This window comes from Streptomyces sp. NPDC057428, assembly GCF_042803195.1.
GTDB lineage: Bacteria > Actinomycetota > Actinomycetes > Streptomycetales > Streptomycetaceae > Streptomyces.
Genome location: NZ_JBHVCT010000062.1, coordinates 1 through 22,993 on the forward strand (window position 1 = coordinate 1; position 22,993 = coordinate 22,993).

Below are 22,993 nucleotides of genomic sequence, written 5' to 3' on the forward strand. Positions count from 1 at the left end.
CGACCTGGTCGCCGACTCACTGAACTTGATCCGCGCTCTGCTGACCATGGGGCACGTCCTGCACGCGGACGAGACGACCACCCGGATTGGCAGCGCACGGCGCTGGCTGCACGTAGCGTGCACCGACTTCCTCACCCTTCTGCACCTCGCACCCCGCTCCCGGGCCGGGGCCGACGCCGGCGGCGTCCTGCCTCATTACCGCGGCGTCCTGGTCCACGACTCCCTCTCGCTGTATGCCGGATACGGTGCCTGCTCACACCAGCTGTGCGGCGCCCACCTGATCCGTGAACTCATCGCGGCCGAGGAGGACTTCCCCGACCAGAAGTGGCCCCAGCAGATCCGCTGGGCCCTGGCCGGACTGAACCGCCAGGCCGTACGCGTCCGCAACCAGGAGATCGCCGAGATCACCCCCGGCGCGCTCCTCCTGCACTACGAAGCGTTCCACCAGGGCATCAAGGTCGGGCTCAGCCTCCATCCCAAAGTGCCGGGCCGGAAGCAGAGTCCGGCCCACAACCTCCTGACCCGGCTTCGCGATCAGGCCCACCACGTCCTGCGCTTCGCCGACGATCCCCGGCACGTGCCGTTCACCAACAACTGCGGCGAGCGGGCGCTGCGACCGGTCAAGACCCAGCTGAAGATCTCCGGCTGCCATCAGTCCGACGCGGGCGCGACGGCCTGGCTCGCCGTGCGCTCCTACCTCGACTCCGCCCGCAAGCACGGCCTGACCGCCTTCGAGGCCATCCACCGCGCCTTCGCAGGCAACCTCTGGATGCCACCCATCGCACAGACCACCTGACCAGCCACTCTCACCAACCGTCACCGATCAGGCGCATTCCTTCTGAATGCGTACGTGACCACGGCCTCGTGCGACTCGCCGACGCGAGGTCGGACGAACCGCAGTCGCGCCCCTTCCTTGAGCAGTCCGCTGCCGAGCAGGTCGGCGATGGTCAGCCGCCGACCGTCGAGCAGGTAGCGGGCACGGGACTGTGCCTCTGCGGGACCGGTGGTGGTATCAGTCATTTCATCTATGCCTTGCCGCTGGAAGGGGAAAGGGGGAGCCGAATCTGCTGGCCTCAGAGATTCCAGCGGATGTGGGCCATACCGATAGCTTGTTGCGACCGGCTCGCTGGATCTGTATCTCCGCGGCTAAGACGTCCTGTGCGGGCATCATGCGGCGCGCGGCGCGCATCGGATTCCAGCCCCGCGTCGTCCTCGATGCTGGATCTCTTCCTGGCCATTCCCATCCAAGTGCCGTGAAGTCCTGGCAGGCTCATGGCGGTCAAATCGCCGGTGCTTCGAGGTGAGTTCCGTCCAGGGTGATGCGGATCCGCGCTAGTGCTTCGGCAAACTCGACGGTGTCCTCATCGTAGGCGCCGTAGACCGTCGCCGCCGGTGCATAGGCCGAAGGCGTTGCGGTGCGGGCCGCGCCGCTCGGCCTCGATCGTGCCGGCCCCGGGCGGGAGGGCGGGGCACAAGTAGGGGACGGCTCGTGGCCGAGCATGCCGGAGGGAGCCTGGGGGCTGACGCAAGCAGCGCCGAGGTCTTCGATTGCGCTGGGCTATGCCTTGCACATCCGTACCGAGCCGTCGTCGGTGACCTCGATGACGCTGATCCTGAGCAGGCTCTGCGCTGGGGGCGGCACCCGCAGGGCGTGGAACACGGATGAGGACGGCACGACTTGTCCTGGTCGTGCTGCGTCTCTCGGTATTCCACGCCAAGCTTGTGCTCACGCCAGTAGCCGTCGACCGGCAGCCTGGTCCGCCGCCCCGCGCCTCCTGCATCGTCGAATAGCCACTCGAACTGGTGTTGCTGAGAGCCCTGCTCTCCGAGGACATCGTCGAGGACGAGGACGTACGCCTCGTCGCTGCTCTCTCCCACCCATGGCGCCGAGAGATGCCCCACAGGCCATTGGCAGAGGCCGCCAGACGACCAACTCGTGCCGCCAGGAGAGCAATCGACCGGGTCCCGCAGACATCTGACCACCGTCCCCACATCCCGGGCCGCGGCCGGCAAGTTGGTCGCGGCCCGGGTGGAGGCGATGGTCAGAGGTCCACGAGGTCCGCCTACCAGTTGGCGACCGCGGCAGTCCGTCACGGCCTGAGTCCGCGCTCGGGCCGACAGATGCCGAACGGCAAGACCTCAGGCGTCCCGAGTGCGATCTCCAGTTGGTTACGGCCGAGCCAGCCGCCGCCTGGCACCCGGCAGTCACCTCGATACACCACACCCCCTGGCGGTTACTCCCCGATCGGTAGCTCACGCGCCCGCTGCCGCGCCTTGGCCCGAATCTCCTTCAGCTGGGCATGGAAGGCGTTGTGCCGGTTCTGGTCGAGATTCAGCGGCAGGTCGAGCTCCCCAATGAGCTCGCTCTTTATATGCCACGGCTCCAGGTGCTCCACCCAGCACACCCGAGCGTGCTCGGCCAACCACTCCGTCAGCTCCGCCTCGCCCTGCTTCCCGAACGTCATCCGCTTGCCACTGCCTACACGTCGCAATTCCAGGCCCAACAGGCAGCCGAGGGTGAGTCGCAATGTGGACCCCTCCGCGTTACCGCGGAAGTGATACCGCACCCGCGTCCGCAGGTTCTGCGTGCTGCTCCGCGTCGCCATGTGCCGGGGTGCAATCCCCACGTACAGCAACTCATCCGTCGGCAGCCCCTCATACGGCGACTTGGTGAACCGCCACCCGTGAACCCCCGGCACCGCCGGCACTGGCCCTGGCTGCCCCATCACCTCGGCCGCCGCCCACAGGCGGTCCGGACTTATCAGACCCTCGGCGCTCACCGGTCATCCCTCCCTTGAACAAGCTTCCGGCGCACGGTACGCCTCCCCACCGACATCACGGCACACGGCTCCGGAGGTGGCCGGAACGTATCCCTCTAGCCCACCGCCCGTACCACCGGCGCGAAGTGCTTAGCGTTACACCTGCGCGGCCCCGTGGCGTTCATGGAGCCGGTTGACTTGCCTGATCCAGAACATCTCCTTCTCGATCTTCGACGCGTTCCTTGGCAGCAGTTGGAGCTGCTTGGCCAACTCGTAGAAGCCGGGCCCGGCGTCGTTGGCGCCCAAGTAGTGCACCAGAGCGGAGATCATGAGAGGTGAGGAGGAGGGGGCGCACGTCTGATCTCGGTCCACGATCATTCCCAACAGGTGGCCCATAGCCGCCCGCTCGTCAGCGCGTTCGAAATCGAAAGCGCGGCAGCCCGTTCGTCGAACCAAAGTGGCGTTGAGTTCGGTGTAGGTCGTGACCTTGCCAAGCTTCGCCCGCTCAATGAGGAACTGCCGCCCGACCTCGACCAACAAGCCCCACTCGTCCTCGGCACGGCCGTATCCAGACATCTTGCCCCTATCTCTGAATCATCCTGATCCGTACGGCGGGAACGTACAGCGCCAGCAGAAGGCTCACAATCCCCGCTGGTGGGCAGGATGACTGCGTTGTAAGCCTGGTGGTGCGGTTCCTGGAGGATGTGAAGGCCGTGGCGGGTACGGAGAGTGTGCCGCTCCGGCGAGCGTCGCCGTCGAACCCCCAACCCCGCCGAGCAAGGCCACTACCAGCAAGAGACCCGCGCTGCGGCGGGTGGGTCTGTCATCCATGCGCGGATCGTGGGGCCTTCAACGGCAGGGGTGGAATTCAGCCGCAACTGCCGTACAGGCGTTCTGTCATGCGCAACCATGAGTCATGGAACCCAAGCGGCGGAAGCCAGAGCCAGGAGCTCTCCCCCAACCGGCACTCCCACCTGGAAGAGTTGCTGGACCAGTTCGAGGCGAACCTCAACCTCCACGACCCCGTGCACCGTAAGGCAGCCCAGCTCGGGAACCTTGCGGTGCAAGTCTTCGCAGAGTACGCCGATCTCCTGAGTGAAGCCCACCACCACCTCCCGGAGGCGGAACGCGACCGCGTCATCCCGATGCACAGTGCCAGGGCGCTCGAAGGCCTAAGCCGCCTCAAAGAGATCCTCGATCTGGACGACGACTGAGCCACGGGTCATATAGCCATAATTTTTCCTTTTCGACCTATCTCGGCCATGCGGTGCCCAGAGTCGAAGACGGTCCTGCGTGGCTCGCCCAGAGCTCACGGAAGGGCCAGGGAGGGAACCTGGTCTGAGGAGCGCTGCGGGACACCCCGGACGTTTCCGAGCCCTGCGTCGGCACCGACACATGGTCTCGCCGACGAACGCCATCACCTGAACGTGACCGACCGTCACTCTGTGCGCCGAGCAGCGTCGGCCGTGTCCTCCCCTGTCCACCGCAGGCCGCCGTGAGGCATTGAAACGCCCTGACCAGTGCTGTCTCGGGCACCGGTCAGGTCACGAGCGCGGCCGCCTCTGGGCCGAGTTGGGCCTCGTTCCGCTAACACACCCTCGCCTCCGCCAAGAACCGGCTCGGCTCCCCCGCCCATGACACATACAGCCCGTCCCGCGCACGCGTACATGCCACGAACAGCAGGCAGCGTTCGGACAGGAGGTCGGCTTCGTGCTGGAGACGATCCACCTCGATGGGTGTCACGGCCTTCGGCGCCGGCAGGGCATCTGCGTTCACACCGGTCACGGCGACGCAGCGGAACTCCAGGCCCTTGAAAGAGTGCATGGTGCCGATACGGACGGCGTCCGTTCCTTCCGGTGCATCGGCCCTCAGCTTCACCGCTGGGATATCGGCGGTTGCCAGCCTCGCGAGAGCCTTCTCGACGCCCCTGTTGAAACGGGTGGTGACGCCGATCTCGCCGGGAGCCACGCCGTTCTCCGTCCAAGCGCGCACGTGTTCGACGAGCGCGTCGAGTTCGGCTTCCTCCGACGCGGCCGCGTGGATCTCGGGGCCGTTGCCGTGCAGAGCCGAACGGTAGCCGAGGAGGGTCTCGTTGCGGGCGTCGTCCTCCAGCTGCTCGAAGGGGCGGCCGACGAGGAGGGCGGTGGACCAGCTGAGGATCTCGTGGGTGGAGCGGTAGTTCTTCCGCAGCTTGGTGGAGCGCCCCGCGACCTTGATGCCGAGGGACAGCAGGGAGACCTTCGTGTCGTAGATGCGCTGATGAGGGTCGCCGGCGATGAACAGGTCGTCGGGGCGCGCTGGGGCAGCCGCGCGCAGCAGCCGCCATTGGGCCGGATGCAGGTCCTGGGCCTTGTCGACGACGATGTGCCGGTACAGCGGCCCGTTCGTCAGGAGCAGGTCGGCGGCCTCCGCGCATGTTCCCAGGTAGGTGCGCAGGCCGTCGGCTGTGAGGCGGTCGGTGAAGTCCTGGACTGTTCGCCACACCAGGGGGCGTTCGGCGGCGGGAAGGCGGCTGCCCCGCCCACGTCGGTCGGCGGCCTCGTACTCCTCTTGGCTCCGCAGGTTCTGGGCCAGGATGACGTGCTTGTACTCCTGGGCCAGGAACTGGGCTGTGCCGGCGAAGCCCGTGGCCCGGGCGGCCTGCTCCCAAAGCGTCCCCTCTTCCCCGTTGCGCAGCGGACGGCGCGCGGTGGAGACGACGCGGCTGGCGAGGGCGTCGACGGTGGTGATGTCCACGCGGGCGAGTAGTTCGTCGTCCTCTATGAGTGTGGTCAGCCCGGTGCGCAGTGCGGCGACGAGGGCGTTGGTGTACGTCGTCAGCAGGACGCGGTCGCCATCGCGCAGGAACTGCAGCAGGTGCTTGAGGCGGTGCAGGGCGACGACGGTTTTCCCGGTGCCGGGGCCGCCGGTCACCTGCGCGGGTCCGGAGTAGCTGGCCCGGTAGGCGACCTTGTGCTGGGAGGGGTGGAGGTAGACCCGCCAGGCGGTGAACGGCTTGTCAAGGATGTCGCGCAGTTCGTCGGAGGCGGTGACGAGGGCGATACGGGTGCGGGTGTGGCGGATAGCGGTCGCATAGTCGGTCGTGTCGACCGGATCGGACTCGGAGGTGGGGAGGTTGACCGATACCAGGTCGCGCCAGACGTCCTCCACGGTGAAGCCCTCGGCGAGGTACTCCAGAACCTCACGTTGGTCCTGCGGGAAGTAGGGGGCGAAGGCCTCCAGCTGCTCCTTGCTGGTGAGAACACGGACCTGGCGCAGGGTGGTCTCGTCGATGCCGAGGGCGGCCAGGTCACCGTCGGAGACCTTGGCGAAGAGCCGCTCGTCGGGCGCGGCGGCGATCCGCTCATACGCGGGGGTCAGCTCGTCCAGCATGGCGATGTCGCGGATCTCGACGGCGCGGGTGACCGTGTTGATGCTGGCGCGCTGCTTGATCGCCCAGGCGATGGCCTTGTCGTGAGACATCACGCGCAGCAGTACAAAGGTGTCGCCGCTGTCGGGGGCGAGGACGACGCCGCGGGTGCCCTGGGCGATGCGGATGGTGCGAATGTGCGGATCCTTGGCCCGCTTCAGTGACTCCAGTTTCAGGCCGGGGTCCTTGAAGAGCTGGTCGAGGGTGAGGCGTTCGAACTTCTCCCACGCGTCGAAGACGCCCTGTTTCTCGGCGCCCTGAAGCTTGCCGAGCTGGGCGCAGAAGCCGATGTCGAAGGCGAGGTGCGGCATGGTGTCCCGTTCTGCGTACGTGCTGCGTGCGTCCTGTGACTACGAGTGCCTGCGAGGTGTGCCACCGGTTCACCCGACGGCGTCGCCGTCGAGGCCGAGGCGGATCACGGCGAGTGCCTCGGCGATCTCGACGGTCATCTCGTCGTCGGGGCCGAACACCATGCACATGTCCTGGTGGAGCGGTTCGAGGACCTGCCGGGCTTCGGCGGCCCGGCCTTGGGCGAGCAGCAGCATCCCGATGTTGTGCCGCAGTTCCACGGCTTCCTCGCTGACGTCGCTGTCGACGGCCCGTACGACGTTCAGCACACCCTGGAGCGCGGCGAGCGCGTCGGTGACCTGGCCCAGTTCGGCGCGGCAGCGGGCCGCCTGGGCCCGGCAGGACCGTGCCTGCTCGCCGGTGGGGCCGTTGATGCGGGCGTAGGCGTCGGTGAGGGCGTCGAACTCTGGCAGGGCGGCCCGGTAGTCGCCGCCGAGGAGGCGGACCGCCGCGCGCCGGCGGCGCAGTGCCAGGACAGGTTTGCTCTCGGAGCCGAGGGCGATGGCCGCGGGTTCGATGACCTCACTGAGTACCTCGGCGGCCTGCGCGAAGCGTTCCTCTTCCAGGAGGGCGTCGGAGTGGGCGTACGCCTCCTTGATGTCCTCGCGCAGGCGGGCGGGGACGGGTCCCGGCTGGGCCCCCGGGAGGACGGCTGTCGGCGTCGAACCACCGCGTGCGGGCGCCTGGGCGCGGGCGCGGGGCGCGAAAGGGTGACGGAACACGCCCGTCGGGTCGGGTGCGCCGGCCGGTCCGGCATCGGATGTGCCGGGTTCTGCGCCTGGCGGCGGGAGGAACGGCAGCAGCCGCGCGTACACCTCCTGCGTGTCGGCGGGCCGCGCCTCGGGCGCCTTGCGCAGCAGGTGCAGGACCAGGTCTTCCAGCGCCTCGGGGACGTCGGGCCGCAGCCTTCGCAGCGGGGTAGGGGCGGCGTTGACGTGCTGATACATCAGCAGGTACTCGTTCTCCGCCTCGAACACGAGGCGCCCGCTAAGAAGTTCATGCAGCACACAGCCCAGCGCGTACAGATCGGTCTGCGGGGTGATGCGTCCGCCGCGGACCTGCTCGGGCGACATGTACTGGTGGGTGCCGATGGGGTTGCCGGTCGCGGTCAGTTTGGTGACGTCGGTGCGCAGAATCGCCGCGATGCCGAAGTCGAGGACCTTCACGGTGCCGTCCCGTGTGACGAGGATGTTGCCCGGCTTGAGGTCCCGGTGGATCACCGGCACGTCGTGCGCGTACGACAGCACGGTCGCGACCTGCGCGCCGACGGCGGCCGCCCAGCTGACCGGCAGCGGCCGGCCGGGGTCGAGGTAGGCGGACAGCGGTATGCCGTCGACGAGCTCCATCACCAGGAACAGCCGCTCGTACGAAGCGTCGAGCACCGCGTCGTACACCTGCGGTACGCCGGGGTGCTGGATGCGCGCGGTGATGCGGGCCTCGCGACGGAAACGTTTGGCGAACTCCTCAGCCAGCTGCGGGGAGGTGACCGACGCCTGCCGGATGAGCTTCACGGCGACGGGCCGGTCGAGCACGGCGTCGTAGCCGCGCCACACGTCGCCCATGCCGCCGTGGCTGAGCTCCTCCAGGAGCTCGTAACGATCGGAGATCGCGTCGTGCGGCACCTTGCCCCCGGTGTGCGTGAAGAACAGTCACGGTCAGGGGCCAAGTGTGACCGCTGCGTCGCGCTGCCGTCCAGCGGTCGCGGTGCGATACGTGGTACGCGGGCAGCGGTGAACGACGGGCGGGAAGGTTCCGCGACCGGTCAGCCTCCCGTCGGCAGGACGTACTCCGCCCAGACCGTTTTGCCGGGGCCGTCCCGGCGCGGGTGCCAGTCCCAGCGTTCGGCGAGGTGCTCCACCAGGAGCAGGCCGCGGCCGGTGTCACAAAGGTCCGTGGGCGTCGCTGCGACCGGTACGCCCTCGGTGCGGGTGTCGGTGACCTCGATCCGTACGGTCATGGCGTCGCGGGCCAACGAGAGGTGGAAGTCGCGGCCGGGGACCTGGCCGTGCCGGACGGCGTTGGCGGCGAGCTCGGCGACGATCAGTGTCAGCGTGTGGTGCGCCTCGCACTCGTAGGAGATGCCCCACGCGTCGAGCCGCTCCCCGGCCAGACGCCGGGCGAGCCGCGCGCCGCGCGGGGTAGAGCTGAACCGCATCGCGAAGTGGCCTGTGGGGCTGCTGGGGCGGCGGACGCGGTCGGGGGGAGCGGTCTCGCTGTTCATACCATCGACGTTCCCAGTGGTGGCGTAGCGTGACCAGTGGTGACGCTACGCCGCGTGCCGGTTGTACGCGACGGAGCGGGAGGTGTACGAGGCCCGCCGCGTGACTGGCTCGGGGCGGGCGCGTTGGGCCGGGGAACCCGGGCCTGGGAGGCGGTGGAACCGATGGAGTCTGTGGAGCAGGACGAGGGGGAGCGGGAGCGGGAGGACGCCGGGCCGAGGCCGGAGGACGAGCCGGGGTCGGGCGTGGTGACCGCGTTCGGGCGGCAGTTGAAGCTGCTGCGGGTACGCGCGGGCCTGGAACGGCCGGAGTTCGGGAAGCTCACGGGCTACGCGGGCCAGTCGATTGCCTCCTTTGAGCAGGGGCGGCGGATTCCCTCCCCCAGGTTCATCGACCGCGCGGACGAGGTGCTGGCCGCCGGTGGCGTCCTCAAGGCGCTGAAGGAGGAGGTGGGGCGGGCACAGTATCCGGCGTTCTTCCGGAACATGGCGCGGTTGGAGGCAGAGGCGGTGGCCCTCCATGTTTACGCGGCCCAGGCGGTTCCCGGCCTGATGCAAACCGACGAGTACGCGCGAGCCGTGTTCACCATGCGGCGCCCGCTACTTGACGAAGGCACTATCGAGCAACGGGTCGCAGCCCGCCTTGCCCGACAGGAGATCTTCTCCCGCAGGCCGATGCCGACCTTGAGTTTCGTGATCGAGGAGTCGGTACTTCGACGTCCCATCGGCGGTTGGGCGGTACTGCGAGGACAGCTTGAGCAGATCATGCTGCACACGCACCGCCGCAACGTGGAGGTGCAGATCATGCCCAACGAGCGCAAGGAGCACTGTGGTCTGGCCGGGCCCTTCACCTTGATCGAGAATCGCGACGGGCGGAGGATGGCCTACGTTGAGGTTCAGCGGGACAGTCACCTACACAGCGACAGGTCCGCCGTCAGGGAGATCGAGGAGCAGTACGGAATCCTCCGGGCTCAGGCCCTGACTCCTCATGAATCGCTGGCCTTTGTCGAGAAACTGCTGGGGGAGAGATGAGCAACCAGATGCCTGAGCAGATTGTGCCGGAGTCAGCCTGGTCTAAGAGCAGCTATAGCAGTGGCGAGGGCGGGGAGTGTGTCGAGGTTGCCCATGCCGCCGGAACCGTATACATCCGGGACTCGAAGGTCGGATCCGGACCGGTTCTGAACGTCACCCACCAGGCGTGGGCCGGGTTCGTAGGGCTGGCCGCCGACCAGGCCATCTGAGCCGTACGTTCGTAACCCCCGTGGGTGCCCAGTCGCGCAGACGGCTGGCACCCACGTCTTGCACGGTTACTGAGACCCGTTGCCAGAAGAGATCGCCGAACTCACGAGCCTGCTCGGGCCCGGCGGCAGCAACGGCTGGCCTGACCGCGTCCGGTTCGGGAAGTGCTCGCAGCACAGGGAGCCAGAAAGGATCCGGGGCAATACAGCGCCGGATCCCGTCTACTGGCGGGGTGCTCGCAAGTCGATCGGTGTCCGACTGCGCACTCCGTCCAGGACCGTGTGGTCGACGGATGGGCGAGGCCGGGGTGCCGCCGCGGTGAGGGTGATCGTGCCGCGGTCGCTCAGCGCGGTCTGCCACTCGCCCGGGCGGGGTCGGGTTCCGCGCTCGCCCCCGGCCTGGGCGAAGAGCCTCCCCGCCGCGGCGGCCTGACGCTCGTTGAGGCAGCCGGCGACGGGCCGCAGGTGCTGGTCCGGTCTGGTGTACGGCTCCTGCGCGAGAATGCGCCCCGCGGTGAGGGCCGTCTTGTACGCGTCCGTGTCGACGTTCGCCTCGGTGGACGGGGCGAGCGGGTCGTTCCAGTCGGGAGTGGCGGCCTGGTCCTGGACGGCGTCACGCCCCACCCGGCGGAAGCCGTCACAGTCCAGGAAGTGGACGGCGGGTTCGGGTGTGAGGGACCACAGGATGTTGGCCTGCGAGATGTCCCCGATCACCAGTCCGGCGTCATGAAACCAGCCGATAGCCTCGACGCAGGCCAACGCGAGAGCCCTGCGTTGCTCAGGAGTCGGCTGCGGCACCTCCTGCCAGGCCACTTTCGGCGGCCTGATCAGATACTGCAACTCGAGGAGCTTCGTCGCTCCAGTCGCGGTGCGCCACGTCATGGGAGACGGGGCACGCCGCATGAGGAAACCAAGCGCCCGACCACCCTCAACCACACGGCTCAGCGGCCAGGCGGCAAGGGCGTCCAAGCGGGTCCGATCGGCCTGGCCGAGCCCCTGCCGGAACGCGACCAGGTCCGCGAGCGCATGGCCGTTGACCTCGGACGGGTCCTTGTACTCCTTATAGAGCATCGACCCGTCGCCGACGGCATGCACCTCACCCTGGCCCCCGGTGCCGGCCCGTTCCCCGAGACTGAGCGACGAGCGGGCGACGTCGGCGCCGTCCTCCGCGCTCATGCCTGCTCCTCCCACACGCAGATGACGGTCCGGTCGTCGTCGTAGGACTTGGCCCGTGTCTGCGTCTGCCACAGGAAGTCGGACAGGGAGGGGACCTCGGGCCCGACCCACGCTTCGGCGAGGCGGCGCGCGAACTCCGGGTCCTTCTGGGTGAGGGGGTTGGTGATGCCGTCGGTACCCAGCAGAAGAACCTCGCCCGGCACTGTGCGCAGCAGAGTGGTCTTGACGCTGCGGTAGGCGTGCGGGAGAGCCTCGGTGCGGGTGTCAAGCAGTCCTTCACCGTCGTCCGGGTCCCCGTGTTCCCAGCGGCCCTCACGCAGCACGAACAGGCCGCCGTCGCCGACGCTGCACAGAACTCGGTCGCGGATGCGCGGGTCCGTGGGGATCAGGAGCACGTGCAGCGTGGTGGCGTAGTCCTGGTCGGCGTAGGGACGGGGCTTGTGCTGTGCGGTACGTGCCCACCCGGAGCGAAGTTCGGCGGCCGCGCCGGCGACCGCCTTGGTGGCCAGGACTCGAAGTTCGTTCTCGTCGCGAGCACACACCGCCGCGTGGATGTTCTCCGCCTCCCGGTCCAGGAAGACGGCCGCCAGGCGCGAGAACTGGTAGGCACCCACATGCGAGTACACAGCGGAGCCCACGCCGTCGGCGACCGCCAGCAGAAGCATCTCCGCATCTGGGGGACCGATCCGCGTCACCGTCATGGCGTCCTGGCGGCAACTGCCCTCCCAGTTGTGGGAGTCGCCGCGCACAGAGGCGGCACGCACGGTCAGTCGCCCGATGAGGGCCCCGTCCAGCAGGACCGCGGGGGAGAACGCGGCAGATTCATCCGCGTCCCGCACGGAGGGACGCCCCAGAGGATGGGGCGGATAGCTGGGAGGGCGGTTGCCCACGTGCGGGGGTGCCCCGCGCAGGAGTCCGGTTCCGGTTTCCGTTGACGACGCGAGGTCCTCCGGCGTCAGAGGTGCCGACGGCGCCGTGGGGACAGCGGTTCCCGGCACCGAGGTGACCGGGTTGACCGGCGCGGCACCGTGCGCCAGGCTCCTGATCCCCGCGTCGTGGTTGTCGGTATCGCGAGTCCTGCCGAAGAGCCCGGCATCGTCCTGCGCGCCGCGGATTCCTCCGTCGTACACCGGGCCGCTCACAGCTTGTCCAGGGAGACGCGGGTGAAGCCGGGCACGTGGTCCTGGACGTCGAGCTGGAATCCCTCGCCTCCCTGGGAGTCCATGCTGGTCGCCGAATTGACGATGGACCGGGTGAGGGACGAGGCGAACTCGCGGAGAGCGACGGCAGGGGTGATGGACCGGTCCTGCTGCATGAACGCCTTGAAGTTGGCCACTTCCGAGATGATCGCGGCGTCGGCGTCGTCGATCCCGAACGCAATGATCTTCGGCGCGTAACGGAACGCGTTCAACTCCTTGAGCGCCGTGCGCCAGTCGTCGTCCGTGGGGATACCGTCGGAGAGGAAGAACACCACTGGCCGGTACACGTCGTGGCCTTCCGACTTGAGGGCCGCGACGTCCTTGTCGATGGTGTCCTTCAGCAGACGGAAGGCGGCACCGAAGGAGGTCACCCCGCCTGCCGACAGGGAGGGCAGCTGCGTCAGCTCGCTGAGGTCGGCGAGCGGCTGCAACAGGGAAGCCTGGGTCGAGAAACCGATCAGTGCGAAGCGGGTCTTGTCCGCGACGCTCGGATTGGTGCTGATCTCGTGATGAAGGTCAGGCAACGCCGCGTTGATGGTGTCCACGCCGTCGGGTCCGGCCATGGAACCGGACTCGTCGCACACCATGTAGAAGGGCAGGATCTGCATGAGCTCTCCTGAGTAGGCGTAGGTAACGGCTCAGCCGTCAACGGGTGTAGAAGTAGATCTCGAGATCGGCCGAGCCCGCGGAACCGCCGTTCCAGAAGTCCCGCGTCGTCGCGTCGGTGAACACGCCCGGTCGCGCCTTCCGCAGAGACTTGTTGATCGCGCGCGCGTACGCCTGGCCGTCACTGGGCTCGTGAGCCTGACCGAACGTCAGCACGAAAGCGGCGGCCCGACCTTCGTAGCGGGCGGTCGCGGCACGAAGCTGGCTGACCATCCGTGCAGTGTCGCCGACCCTTGCCGTCACGTGAACCTTCACCGGTTTGCGCTCCACGGAGCGGGGTCCGTTCGGTGTCGGACTCGGTTCGGGTGACGGCCCGGCGTCGGCGGACGAGGCGGACGGGGAAGGGCGAGCGGCGGCCTGCGCGGCCAGTGGATCGCCCCGGTCTCCCATGGACACGAGGGCGAGTACGAGCAGCATGTCGGCGAAGAGCCACCCGGCGAGATGCAGCGGAGTGAAGCGGTAGCCCCTTCTCACCGGGCTCACCGTTCGGATCCGATCCCGGCCCGCAGCTCCTTCGCCTGCCGCAGCTCGTCCTCGGCCCGCCTCTGGGCGGCTTCGGCTCCTGCCCGGGCCGCCTCTGCCTCGGAGCGGGCCGCCTCAGTCTCCGTCCGGGCCGTCTCCGTCTCGCGTAGGGCCAGCACCAGGGCGTCGGTGACGCTGGTGAAACGGTCGGCCGCCTCGTGGAGGGCGAGGCTGCGGGCCTCGATGCCGAGCAGTGCCTCGCGTGAGACCTCCGCGGCCTCACCGGTGCGTTCGGCCACCGCACCGAGGTCGTTGAGCAGCCGGCCGTTGACGTCCGCGACGACCTCGATGCCGGTGGTGAACCCGCGTTGCGAGGCGGCCAGTACCGTCAGGGAGTCCTCGACATGCTGCGCTGCGTTCGACAGCGCCTTGTGGACGCTGGTGCCGTTGGCACCTACCGCGGTCTCCAGCCGGTCCGCGGTACGGGCGAGGAGATCTCGCATCCCCTCCCCGGACGCCCGCAGCTCTTCCGCCGCCTTGTCGAGGACACTAGTCTGTCGGCTGACCGCGTCGGCCAGTTGCCGGCCCGCCTGCGTCACCGGGTCGTCCAAGCCCTGCACGGCGGTCTGGATGGCCGTCCCGCTGTCCCGCACAGTCTCCTCGATCCGCAGCACCACCTGCTCGATCGGCCGCACGTACGCCTCCGCCTGTGCAAGACGCTGCTCCGCCTTGTCCATGGCCTTAACCACCACCTGGGCGGCCCGGGTGAGTTCCTCCTGCGTGGCGATGGCCTTGGTCTGCATGCGCTGGATCCGGCCGGCCGCCGAGTTGAGCTCCGCCGCGAAGCGTTGCGGGGAGGCGAACCGATGTTCGTTGAGCGAGAGCTGCGCCCTGGTGAGGACCGGGACCAGGCGGGCAAGGGCCGCACGGGTGCGCCCGCGCGCCTCCTCAGCAATACCTTCGGCGGCAGTGCGCCGGTAGCCGTGCACTGCGGTAAGGACGAACAGCATCGCCAGGGTCAGACACCCGCCCTCGGCGACGTGCCCGAAGCGGAAGATGCCGCCCAGGTGCCCGTCGAACCCGGACTGCCAGAGCTGAAGGAACGGCCGACCCGCGGCCTTGGGGTCGTCGCCCGTGAGCGCCCCGTACGCACTGGACGCCTGCCACAGGCCGAACCAGGTGAACAGCAGCGGCAGGAAGACCAAGGTTCCCAGAACACAGTCCAGCACCGAGTCGAACCGTGTGCCACGGCCGTCGATCACAGGCTCGGCGACGCTCTCGGGTCGGGCGAAATGCACCATCAGGTCGAGGGAGGCCCATGCGTTGAGGGCTTCCGTGTCGGTGGAGCCGAGTGCCTGAGCCAGTGCGCGCAGCTCTTCGGCGCGCGGTGCGAGCGCAGGATCCTGTGCCTGGTCCTCGAGGTGACGTGCCGTCACCCCTTTATCGAGCTGTATCTCTGCGAACATTCCCACCCCTGCCCGGTGTACGCCGGGACGTTCTTGACTATCCGAGCGCAGCGACGGTGGGGCCGGGACCAGCGGCGCGTGCCCCCTGCCGCGCAGAACCTAACTGGTGAAGACTTTCACATCTTCTTCACTAGTCGCGCCATAATAGACGACGTTCCCATCGGCGGACGGCGCGGCATGAAGCGGTCATGCGAAATGCCGATCCAGAGGAGTTTCCTTGAGCGGTGACGGCAGGCGACGGGGTGTCATCCAACTGCCCGGAGGCGTGGCTCCCGTCGAGTCCGAGAGGCGGACGGTGCGGGAGCCGGTGCCCCGTACGCATACGGTGGAGCTCGACCGGGCATACGGCTTCGGCTTCGAGTGGGTGCACGGGGTCAAGCCTCCTCTGTGAGCGGTCGAGTGCGTAGAGGGCGCAACCGCCGTGGACGCCGTACACATCCAGGACTCGAAGGTCCGATCCGGACCGGTGCTGACGGCTACCCCTCAGGCGTGGGCCGGGATCGTCCGGCTGGCCGCCGACCAGGCCATTTGAGCCGTACATTCGCATTCCCCGCGGGGGCCCAGTCGCGCGGGCGGCTGGGCCCCATCGGCAAGTTCGCCCGGAGTGCCGGTCTGGCAATTGAGCTGGCGGTACCGAATCCGATGCGGCGTTGCTATTTCACATCTTTGGCCAGGATGGCGACGGCGACCTTGCCCACCACCGTCGTCAGGACGTAGTTGGTCGAGCTACTGAAAGCGACACCTATGCCGGCGGGTATCGCCTTGGCCATCGCCTTCTGGGTGAAGGTTATGGAGGCCCGCTTGAACAATTGCTTGATCGTGACCAGGGCGGGCCCTTTCAGGTACTGGTAGACCAACTTCTCGGCGGTCTTCATGACCGCCGCCTTGCCACCCTTTGTTGCCATTTGTTCTACAGAACCCGCCAAGGCGATGGTGAAGGCGAGGTGCTTCTTGTCCTCATTGCTCGCCTCGGCCTCGTACACCTCGACCAGGCACATGCACATGTCGACCTGGAATTTGAGCGTCGTGACGATATCCGTGGCACCGCCGCCCAGGACTGCGACCGCCGTCCCGACCCCTGGGATCACGCTCGGGGCCGCGGTGACCGCGCCGGCGGCTGCCGACATTTTGGAGTACCGGCCAATGATCTTGGCCGCGATCCGGTGCTTGTCCTCCAGGCTCTCGGGCTCTCGTTTGTACTTTTTCTCGAAAGCCGCACGGTAACCGTCCACAAGTTTGGTGGCTGATTCCGGCGTGATGACGATCATCTCGACCGCTTTTTGGAGCCGCGACTCCTCGAGCTCGCCTGCCGCGTCGTTCATGTTCCCCCCAAGATCCGTTGCACCTCATCAAGAGGACAACTTGCGCTGCGCACAGCCTTGTACGCAGAAATCCACCGATCTGTGCAGCCGATCCCTGAGCCCGACGTTCACGAGTCTGGTCACGCGGTGGGGCACAGGGCGCCCCCAGCCGCTCCCTTGGCCGGGGGCGTACGCATCAGACGTCGTCGTCCAGGTTCTCCTCGCGGCGGATCATCCGCCAGGCGGCCTTGCGGGCGCTGCGGTCCAGGCTGGACTTGAAGCCCTTGTCGGGGCCGAAGTACTGGCGGCCCATGCCCGCGATGGTGTCGATGTGGTCGGCCATCTTGTCCGCGAAGACGTTGTCGAAGACGAGGCCGAAGTTGTCCTCGTCGTTGACGACGGCCGCCGCCCGCACCTTCGGGTCGGCCTTCGCCTCCTCGAAGGGCCGGATGACGTCCTGCTCGGTGAACTCGGTGCCGAATTGTTCGTTGAACTTGTCGATCAGCTGGGAGAGCAACGACTTCTCCGCTTCCTTCGCGCCGCCCGAGCCGTCGCCGAAGCCCTGCATCGTCGTCGGCCCTTCGGCAGTGAGGGACACGTCATACTCGCCGGTCTTCTCCACCCGCATATGGCTGAGGTCGACCTCCCCTATGTCCACGCCGCCGTCCGCGCGGCGCGGCAGCCGGTTGAGGAGGTAGCGGCCGTAGAGGTGCAGCCGCTCCAGCTCGGCGTCCCGATAGGGGACGATCTGCGCGAGGAAGCCGTACTTCCTGACGTAGTCGTTGAGGTCGGTGCGGAAGCTCTCCGCCGTCTCCTGGTCGTCCTCGTCGTCGCTTTCGAGCAGGGGCGTGAAGCGGGCGACGGCGGGGGAAAGCAGCCGGTACAGCTCGGCGTGCAGCTTCTCCCACTTGGACTGTGAGCCTGCCGCCTTCTCCTTGGCTGCGAAGTACGCCGCGGCGAACTCGTCCATCTCCTGGCCGGACAGGATCGCCGCCTGCATGACCTTGCTCTGCGCGGTGTAGAGCAGGTTGGGGTCGGAGGGGAGGGTCATCGCCTCCTCGAAGTACGGGCGGAAGGACTCCTGTATGTCCTCGGCCTTGTTGACGAAGTCCAGTACCGCCAGGTCCGCCTGGGTCTTGCGCTCCGCGGTCCGGTTCAGCCGGGACAGGGTCTGGACGGCGGAGATGCCGGTCAGCGACTTGTTGACGTACATCGTCGTGAGCAGCGGCTGGTCGAACCCGGTCTGGTACTTCTCCGCGACGACCAGGATCTTGTACTCCCGCTGGCCCGCACCGCCGGCTCGGGCGGCTTTGTCGTCGGCGCGCGTGTACGCGTACGCCTTCGGAAGCGCGCTCTCCGACAGTCCGCCGTTCTCCTTCGGCTCGGTGGTTTCCTCGCCGTCGACGGTGAGCGAGCCGGAGAAGGCGACGAGGACACCCATGTCGGGGTACTTGGTGTCGTAGTCCCGGTCCTTGATGTAGCTCTTGATGGCGCGCGCCATCTGTACGGCGGACTGCCGCGAGGCGGTCACCACCATCGACTTGGCCCGCCCGCCGAGACGGCCCCGGCTGTGGGTGACGAAGTGCTCCACGATCACCTGGGCGTGCTGGGCGACCGTCGAGTCATGGGTCAGCGCGTACCGGGCAAGCAGGCCGTTCGCCTTCGACTGGTCGACCTCCCGCTCGTCGGGGTTCTGGTTCACCAGCTTCCAGTACGTGTTGTACGTGACGTAGTTCCGCAGCGGGTCGAGGATGAAGCCCTCCTCGATCGCCTGCCGCATGGAGTACGTGTGGAAGGGCCGGTAGGTCGCCTTACCGTCGATGCCCTGGAGCGTGCCGAAGAGTTCGAGGGTCTTGGCCTTCGGCGTGGCGGTGAACGCGAAGTAGGAGAGGTTCGCGGCGCGGGAACGCTGCTCGGCCCGCTTCTTGAGCTGCTCGTCGAGGCTGGCGGCGGCCGGGGCCTTGACCGTGGTCGCGCCCGCTTCGTCGGAGTCGGAGTCCAGGCCGAGGTCGCGCAGGGCCGACCGTACGGCGGTGGCGGCGTCGCCGGACTGCGAGGAGTGCGCCTCGTCCACGATGATCGCGAAGCGGCTGCCCCGGATCTCGGTCGGGTTGCGCTGGAGGTAATCGAGCAGTGCCGGGAAGGAGTGCAGGGTGACGGTGACGATCTTCCCGGTGTCGCGGGAGAGGGCCTTGGCGAGCTGCTCGCCCTTCGCCCCGTGCTTCTCGTCGATCTTCACGACCAGGCCCGCGGTCTGCTCGAAATTGCCGACTGTTTCCCGGAGTTGCGCGTCCAGGTTGCGGCGGTCGGTGATGACGATGACCTTGTCGAAGACCGGCACGCCCGGCCTGAGGCCCTTGGCCACGGCCTCGGCTTCGAGTTCGTGGGGGTCGGTGGGGGTGTGCAGGTCGCTGAGGCGGTGCGCGAGCCAGCCGATGGTGTTCGACTTGCCTGAGCCGGCCGAGGCCATGACCAGGTAGTCGTGGCCCGCGCCGTGCGTGGCGGCGTGCGTGGTGAGCTTCTTGACCGCGTCCCACTGCTGGAACCGGGGGAAGACCATCGTCTTGGTGCTGCCGCCGCCGGGCGTCTTGCTCTTGTGCAGGTGCACGAACCGCTGGAGCAGGTCCAGCCAGTTGTCCGGCTGCCAGACCTGCTCCCAGAGGTAGGACGTGGCGTACGTGCCGTAGGCGGTCGGGGCCGGGTTGCCTGCGCCGCCCGGCTGACCGGGGCCGTTGGAGCCGGTGTTGAACGGGAGGAAGCGGGTGTTCTTCCCCTTGAGCTGGGTGGCGACGAAGACCAGGTCCGGGTCGACGGCGAAGTTCGCGACGACCCGGCGCGTGAAGATCAGCTCGGTCGGGTCGCGGTCGGTGCGGTACTGCTCCTTGGCGTGTTCCACGCCCTGCTTGGTCAGCGGGTTCTTCAACTCGGCTGTAGCGACGGGGATTCCGTTGAGGAAGAGGGCGAGGTCGAGCCGGTTGCCCCAGTCGGCCTGCTTGGTCGCGTACTCGAGTTCGCGGACGACGGTGAGGCGGTTGGCCCGGTAGCCGTCGAGGACGGAGTCGTGAGCGACGAGGTTCGGCTTGAAGTAGGCGACGCGGAGGAGGACGCCCCGGTCCTTGACGCCGTTGCGGAGGACATCGAGGAGCCCGTTGGTTGCGATGGCCTGGTCGAGGCGGCCGGCGAACCCGCGCTGGGCCTCGTTCGGGTCTCCGCCGTAGACGGTGAGGAGTTCGTTCCACTCGTCGGGCTGGGTCGCCCCGATGAAGGTGAACAACTCGTTGGTGTCCAGGCCGACGTCGGCCCGGTAGTCCTGCGGGCGCGCCTCGCGCCAGCCGCGCTCGACCATGGCGGCGACGATGGCGCCACCGAAAGCGGACTCGCTGTGGATGGGGCTCATGGCTACGCGTTCACTCCGTCCGTTACCTTGCGCCTGCTGGCGGTGGAGACGTCGAACTGGCCGCTGACGGCGGCGGTGATGAGGGCTTGGCGGCGTTCGGTGAGCAATCCGACCTGACGCCTGCGGGCCGCAATGAGCCGGTCGATCCTCCTGGTCTCCTCAGCCAGGTGGTCGGCGATACGCCGCTGCTTGTCCAAGTCGGGGAACCTTGTGAGTAGCGACCGAACACGTTCGGCGCTGAGATGGTAGATGTTGGCACCGGTGGCAATGGCTGCGAACTCACCGGAGGCAAAGGTCGAGCGCGCCCACCACTCAAGAAACTTGCCATCTGCAAGCCCAGGCCTTGGGCGAATGCGGAGCAACGTGTTCTGGAAGCAAACCTTCCCGACCAGTTCTCCGGCCCAGACTGCGGCGGCTCCGACCGCCTTGAGACTGCCGCTCCCTTCGGTTACCAATACGTCGCCTGGGCGGAGCGCGAAGATGCGCTGCTCGTCTGGAGTGAAGTTCATAGCCATCACATCGGACAGTTCCAACCGTCCGTCCTTGACGTTCGCAGCCCGGAGGTACGGGACCATGTGCTGTCCCTCCGCATGCTGTGGAGCGCGCTGGCGCCCGAGGACTACTTCCGCGACAGCATGCAAGGAACGCTGCGCATCAGAATCCGATCCGGTGACCGAATCCGTGATCTGAATCTGCCGACGCATCTCCAGCAAGGAAATCTGCTGCTGAAGCATCTGCCCAAGTGCGTCGATGCGGGCGGTCTCGGCGTCGAGGAAGTCGGCGATGCGGCGCTGCAGTTCGACAGGCGGAACCGGGATCGGGACAGCCGCCAGTTCCTCCTTGGTGACATGAACCATTCCGATCATGCCGCTCGTGAGTTCCCGTTCGATCCAGTGCGTTGCAGCCTTCAAGGACCAGTAAAGCCACCGGGCATCGCAACCAGAAACGCCCATCTTGAAGATGTGCTGATTCAAGTAGTAGTCGCCGGGTTCATTCCAGAGGTACGGGCCGAACGACGTTCCCGGATTCCCGGACCACGAGAAGAGCAGGTCCCCGGACTTCACGCGGTATCGACCGGGCAGCATCGAACCGGAGTGGTTGAAGTTCAGCGAACCGTTGAGGTTCTCGATTCGAATGATCGGAGTGCCAGCGTCGACCCAATCGGCAGAGTTGAAGACATAGCCGTTCGTGAGCGTCGTGAGGTACTTGAGCGGGACTACCACCCACGAGTCTGGCGGTGATGCTCCATACGGAAGCGTGCTGGCCGTCATTCCGTCACCTCGCCCAGCAGCGCCTGGATCTCGGCCTCAAGGGACTTCAGCTCCGCGTCGATCTCCGCCAGCGGCCTCGGCGGCTTGTACACGTAAAAGTGCCGCGTCACTGGGATCTCGTAGCCAATCTTCGTCTTGGTGTGGTCGATCCACGCGTCCGGGACGTGCGGCAGCACCTCGCGCTTGAGGTAGTCCTCGACGTCCTCGCCGAGCGGGACGTTCTCATAGTCCCGCAGGTCCGAATCGGGCTCCGGTGCGCCCTTGACCTTCTGGACCTCGCCCTCGGGGTCGCGGACTCCAACCGCCTCCCGTACCGCCTTGGCGAACGGCGCGCCCGACGGCCACGTCAGGCCGGCCGCGACCGCCGCGTCCGTAAGCGCGATGAACGCCTCCGACTTCGTCGGCCACGTTGAGCCGAGCAGCGGGCGCAGCGCGGCGACGAACTTCTCGCTCTCCTCCAGCTTGGCCACCGGCTTGGCCTCGGCCAGTGCCGTCAGGGTCCCCTCCGTCAGCTCGAAGCGGAGCTTCAGGGGGCGTTCGACCGTGATGCGCTGGTAGCCGAAGTCCTCGTTGGCGAAGACCTTGACCTTGCCGTGCAGCGGGTGCTCGGGGTCCTTGGCGACCTGGACGGCCTCCGCGTACAGCCGGGTGATGTCGCCGATGTGGTCGGGGCGGCCGTTCTCCCCGTCGCCCAGCTCCTTGCGCTTGTCGCCGAGTGACTTGCGCATCTTCTGCCACTGGTCGCGCGCGTCGAGCAGGACGACCTTGCCCTTGTGTTCGGCGTCCTTGCGGTTGGTGAGGATCCAGAAGTACGTGGAGATGCCGGTGTTGTAGAAGAGCTGGTCGGGGAGGGCGACGATGGCCTCCAGCCAATCGTTCTCCAGGATCCAGCGGCGAATGTTGGACTCGCCGGACTCGGCCGCGCCCGTGAACAGCGGGGAGCCGTTGAAGACGATGGCGATGCGGGAGCCGCCTCCGCCGTTCACGTCTATCGGCTTCATCTTCGAGATCATGTGCTGGAGGAAGAGCAGCGAGCCGTCGTTGATGCGCGGCAGGCCCGCGCCGAAGCGGCCGGCGTCGCCGAGCGACTTGTGCTCGTACTCGACCTCCTCCCTGACCTTCTTCCACTCCACGCCGAACGGCGGGTTGGCGAGGATGTAGTCGAACTTCCGTCGGGCGTGGCCGTCGTCGGAGAAGGAGTTGCCGAAGGCGATGTTCTCCGGGTCCTGGCCCTTGATCATGAGGTCGGAGCGGCAGATCGCCCAGGACTCGGGGTTGAGCTCCTGCCCGTACACCTCGACCGTCGCGTCCGGGTTGAGGGCCTTGATGCGGTCGTCGGCGGCGCTGAGCATGCCGCCCGTGCCGCAGGCCGGGTCCATGACCGTGCGGACGACACCCGGCAGGCTGAGGGCGTCCCCGTCGGGTGCCACCAACAGGTTGACCATCAGCTTGATGACCTCGCGCGGGGTGAAGTGCTCGCCCGCGGTCTCGTTCGACTGCTCGGCGAAGCGACGGATCAACTCCTCGAAGATGTAGCCCATGTTGTGGTTGGGCACGACATCAGGGTGCAGGTCCAGGTCGGTGAACTTGCCGATGACCTGGTAGAGGAGCTTCGTGGAGTCGAGCTTCCTGACCTGCTGGTTGAACTCGTACTTGTCGAGGACCTCGCGGGCGTTGTCGGAGAAGGCGCCGACGTAGATCTGCAGGTTCTTCGCCGCGTTCTGCGGGTCGGCCGCGATCTTCCGCAGCGTGAGGTCACTCTTGTTGTAGAAGGAGTTACCCGAGGCCTTGCGCAGGAAGTGGTCGGTGTCGATCTCCTGGCCCGCGAACCTGGCGACGGTCTCGCCGACCTTGTCGCGCGTCGGTTCCAGGACGCACTCCAGGCGGCGCAGCACGGTGAACGGCAGGATGACCTTGCCGTAGTCGGACTGTCGGTAGTCACCGCGCAGGAGATCGGCGACGGACCAGGCGTGGTTTGCCAGCTCCGTGTGCTTGCTGATGTTCAAGAGGTCCCGGCTTCCTTCCGAAGAGCGCCGTCCGGGTGTGGGACGGCAGGGATCCAGTGTGGTCGTGTGTGGTGGGA

The 22,993-nt window shown here is 67.4% G+C and carries 20 protein-coding genes and 1 pseudogene; 6 read left to right on the forward strand and 15 right to left on the reverse strand.

The genetic code is table 11. The features are described from left to right. On the forward strand, positions 1 to 796 hold a 796-nt coding region (locus ACFU5K_RS22285; protein WP_384064429.1), incomplete at its 5' end, for a transposase. A 20-nt stretch (positions 797 to 816) separates the two neighbouring features. Here ACFU5K_RS22285 and ACFU5K_RS22290 read toward each other — a convergent pair. From ACFU5K_RS22290 to ACFU5K_RS22300, 3 genes are all read right to left on the reverse strand, one after another. Beyond that, positions 817 to 1,020: a hypothetical protein gene (locus ACFU5K_RS22290; RefSeq protein ID WP_384064432.1), complete on the reverse strand. Its 204-nt coding sequence runs from the start codon at positions 1,018 to 1,020 to the stop codon at positions 817 to 819. A 1,214-nt stretch (positions 1,021 to 2,234) separates the two neighbouring features. Beyond that, positions 2,235 to 2,780, reverse strand: a complete 546-nt coding sequence (locus ACFU5K_RS22295) for a GIY-YIG nuclease family protein (RefSeq protein ID WP_384064435.1) — start codon at positions 2,778 to 2,780, stop codon at positions 2,235 to 2,237. Positions 2,781 to 2,915: 135 nt separating this feature from the next. Further along, positions 2,916 to 3,335 (reverse strand): hypothetical protein, encoded by a 420-nt coding sequence (locus ACFU5K_RS22300; RefSeq protein ID WP_384064438.1) that lies wholly within the window; start codon positions 3,333 to 3,335, stop codon positions 2,916 to 2,918. Positions 3,336 to 3,658: 323 nt separating this feature from the next. On the opposite strand from ACFU5K_RS22300, the gene ACFU5K_RS22305 reads away from it, so the two are divergent. Further along, entirely contained in the window at positions 3,659 to 3,973 is a 315-nt protein-coding gene (locus tag ACFU5K_RS22305; protein WP_384064441.1) for a hypothetical protein, read from the forward strand. 373 nt (positions 3,974 to 4,346) lie between these two features. Here ACFU5K_RS22305 and ACFU5K_RS22310 read toward each other — a convergent pair whose 3' ends face one another. From ACFU5K_RS22310 to ACFU5K_RS22320, 3 genes are all read right to left on the reverse strand, one after another. After that, the gene (locus tag ACFU5K_RS22310; RefSeq protein ID WP_384064444.1) at positions 4,347 to 6,479 is read right to left on the reverse strand and encodes a UvrD-helicase domain-containing protein; all 2,133 of its coding nucleotides are present in this window, start codon (positions 6,477 to 6,479) and stop codon (positions 4,347 to 4,349) included. A 69-nt stretch (positions 6,480 to 6,548) separates the two neighbouring features. Next, positions 6,549 to 8,138, reverse strand: coding sequence for a serine/threonine-protein kinase (locus tag ACFU5K_RS22315; protein WP_384064446.1), 1,590 nt, complete (start codon positions 8,136 to 8,138; stop codon positions 6,549 to 6,551). A gap of 140 nt (positions 8,139 to 8,278) precedes the next feature. Then, positions 8,279 to 8,737, reverse strand: coding sequence for an ATP-binding protein (locus tag ACFU5K_RS22320; RefSeq protein WP_384064449.1), 459 nt, complete (start codon positions 8,735 to 8,737; stop codon positions 8,279 to 8,281). Positions 8,738 to 8,899: 162 nt separating this feature from the next. Between ACFU5K_RS22320 and ACFU5K_RS22325 the strand changes: the two genes are divergently transcribed. Together ACFU5K_RS22325 and ACFU5K_RS22330 are read left to right on the forward strand one after the other, a co-directional pair. Continuing rightward, on the forward strand, positions 8,900 to 9,766 hold the full coding sequence (locus ACFU5K_RS22325) for a helix-turn-helix domain-containing protein (RefSeq protein WP_384064512.1): 867 nt from the start codon (positions 8,900 to 8,902) through the stop codon (positions 9,764 to 9,766). Next, entirely contained in the window at positions 9,763 to 9,975 is a 213-nt protein-coding gene (locus ACFU5K_RS22330; protein ID WP_384064452.1) for a DUF397 domain-containing protein, read from the forward strand. Before ACFU5K_RS22325 ends, ACFU5K_RS22330 begins: the two co-directional genes overlap by 4 nt. A gap of 219 nt (positions 9,976 to 10,194) precedes the next feature. On the opposite strand, the gene ACFU5K_RS22335 is transcribed toward ACFU5K_RS22330, so the two are convergent. From ACFU5K_RS22335 to ACFU5K_RS22355, 5 genes are read right to left on the reverse strand one after another with little or no spacing between them, the layout of a single operon-like run. Next, complete coding sequence (locus ACFU5K_RS22335; protein ID WP_384064455.1) at positions 10,195 to 11,148, reverse strand: hypothetical protein; 954 nt, start codon at positions 11,146 to 11,148, stop codon at positions 10,195 to 10,197. Then, the gene (locus ACFU5K_RS22340; protein WP_384064457.1) at positions 11,145 to 12,290 is read right to left on the reverse strand and encodes a protein phosphatase 2C domain-containing protein; all 1,146 of its coding nucleotides are present in this window, start codon (positions 12,288 to 12,290) and stop codon (positions 11,145 to 11,147) included. Before ACFU5K_RS22340 ends, ACFU5K_RS22335 begins: the two co-directional genes overlap by 4 nt. Next, complete coding sequence (locus ACFU5K_RS22345) at positions 12,287 to 12,955, reverse strand: VWA domain-containing protein (RefSeq protein ID WP_384064460.1); 669 nt, start codon at positions 12,953 to 12,955, stop codon at positions 12,287 to 12,289. Before ACFU5K_RS22345 ends, ACFU5K_RS22340 begins: the two co-directional genes overlap by 4 nt. Before the next feature lie 37 nt (positions 12,956 to 12,992). After that, positions 12,993 to 13,496 (reverse strand): hypothetical protein, encoded by a 504-nt coding sequence (locus ACFU5K_RS22350; protein WP_384064463.1) that lies wholly within the window; start codon positions 13,494 to 13,496, stop codon positions 12,993 to 12,995. Next, entirely contained in the window at positions 13,493 to 14,941 is a 1,449-nt protein-coding gene (locus ACFU5K_RS22355; RefSeq protein WP_384064466.1) for a hypothetical protein, read from the reverse strand. The genes ACFU5K_RS22350 and ACFU5K_RS22355 overlap by 4 nt, the downstream gene beginning before the upstream one ends. Positions 14,942 to 15,158: 217 nt before the next feature. Here ACFU5K_RS22355 and ACFU5K_RS22360 point away from each other — a divergent pair, with 217 nt between their 5' ends. Both ACFU5K_RS22360 and ACFU5K_RS22365 read left to right on the forward strand, forming a co-directional pair. Further along, complete coding sequence (locus ACFU5K_RS22360) at positions 15,159 to 15,332, forward strand: hypothetical protein (RefSeq protein WP_384064468.1); 174 nt, start codon at positions 15,159 to 15,161, stop codon at positions 15,330 to 15,332. Between the two features lie 18 nt (positions 15,333 to 15,350). Next, positions 15,351 to 15,473: pseudogene (locus ACFU5K_RS22365) on the forward strand (DUF397 domain-containing protein); the annotation flags it as partial. Between the two features lie 121 nt (positions 15,474 to 15,594). Here the strand turns inward: ACFU5K_RS22365 and ACFU5K_RS22370 are convergent. The 4 genes from ACFU5K_RS22370 to ACFU5K_RS22385 all read right to left on the reverse strand — a co-directional run bounded on the left by ACFU5K_RS22370 (position 15,595) and on the right by ACFU5K_RS22385 (position 22,916). Then, positions 15,595 to 16,263 carry a hypothetical protein gene (locus ACFU5K_RS22370; RefSeq protein ID WP_384064471.1) on the reverse strand — a complete coding sequence of 223 codons (669 nt, stop codon included), beginning with the start codon at positions 16,261 to 16,263 and terminating at the stop codon, positions 15,595 to 15,597. Between the two features lie 175 nt (positions 16,264 to 16,438). Next, the gene (locus ACFU5K_RS22375) at positions 16,439 to 19,639 is read right to left on the reverse strand and encodes a type I restriction endonuclease subunit R (RefSeq protein WP_384064474.1); all 3,201 of its coding nucleotides are present in this window, start codon (positions 19,637 to 19,639) and stop codon (positions 16,439 to 16,441) included. A 2-nt stretch (positions 19,640 to 19,641) separates the two neighbouring features. After that, complete coding sequence (locus tag ACFU5K_RS22380) at positions 19,642 to 20,910, reverse strand: restriction endonuclease subunit S (protein ID WP_384064477.1); 1,269 nt, start codon at positions 20,908 to 20,910, stop codon at positions 19,642 to 19,644. Continuing rightward, complete coding sequence (locus ACFU5K_RS22385; RefSeq protein WP_384064479.1) at positions 20,907 to 22,916, reverse strand: N-6 DNA methylase; 2,010 nt, start codon at positions 22,914 to 22,916, stop codon at positions 20,907 to 20,909. The genes ACFU5K_RS22380 and ACFU5K_RS22385 overlap by 4 nt, the downstream gene beginning before the upstream one ends. Positions 22,917 to 22,993: the final 77 nt, after the last annotated feature.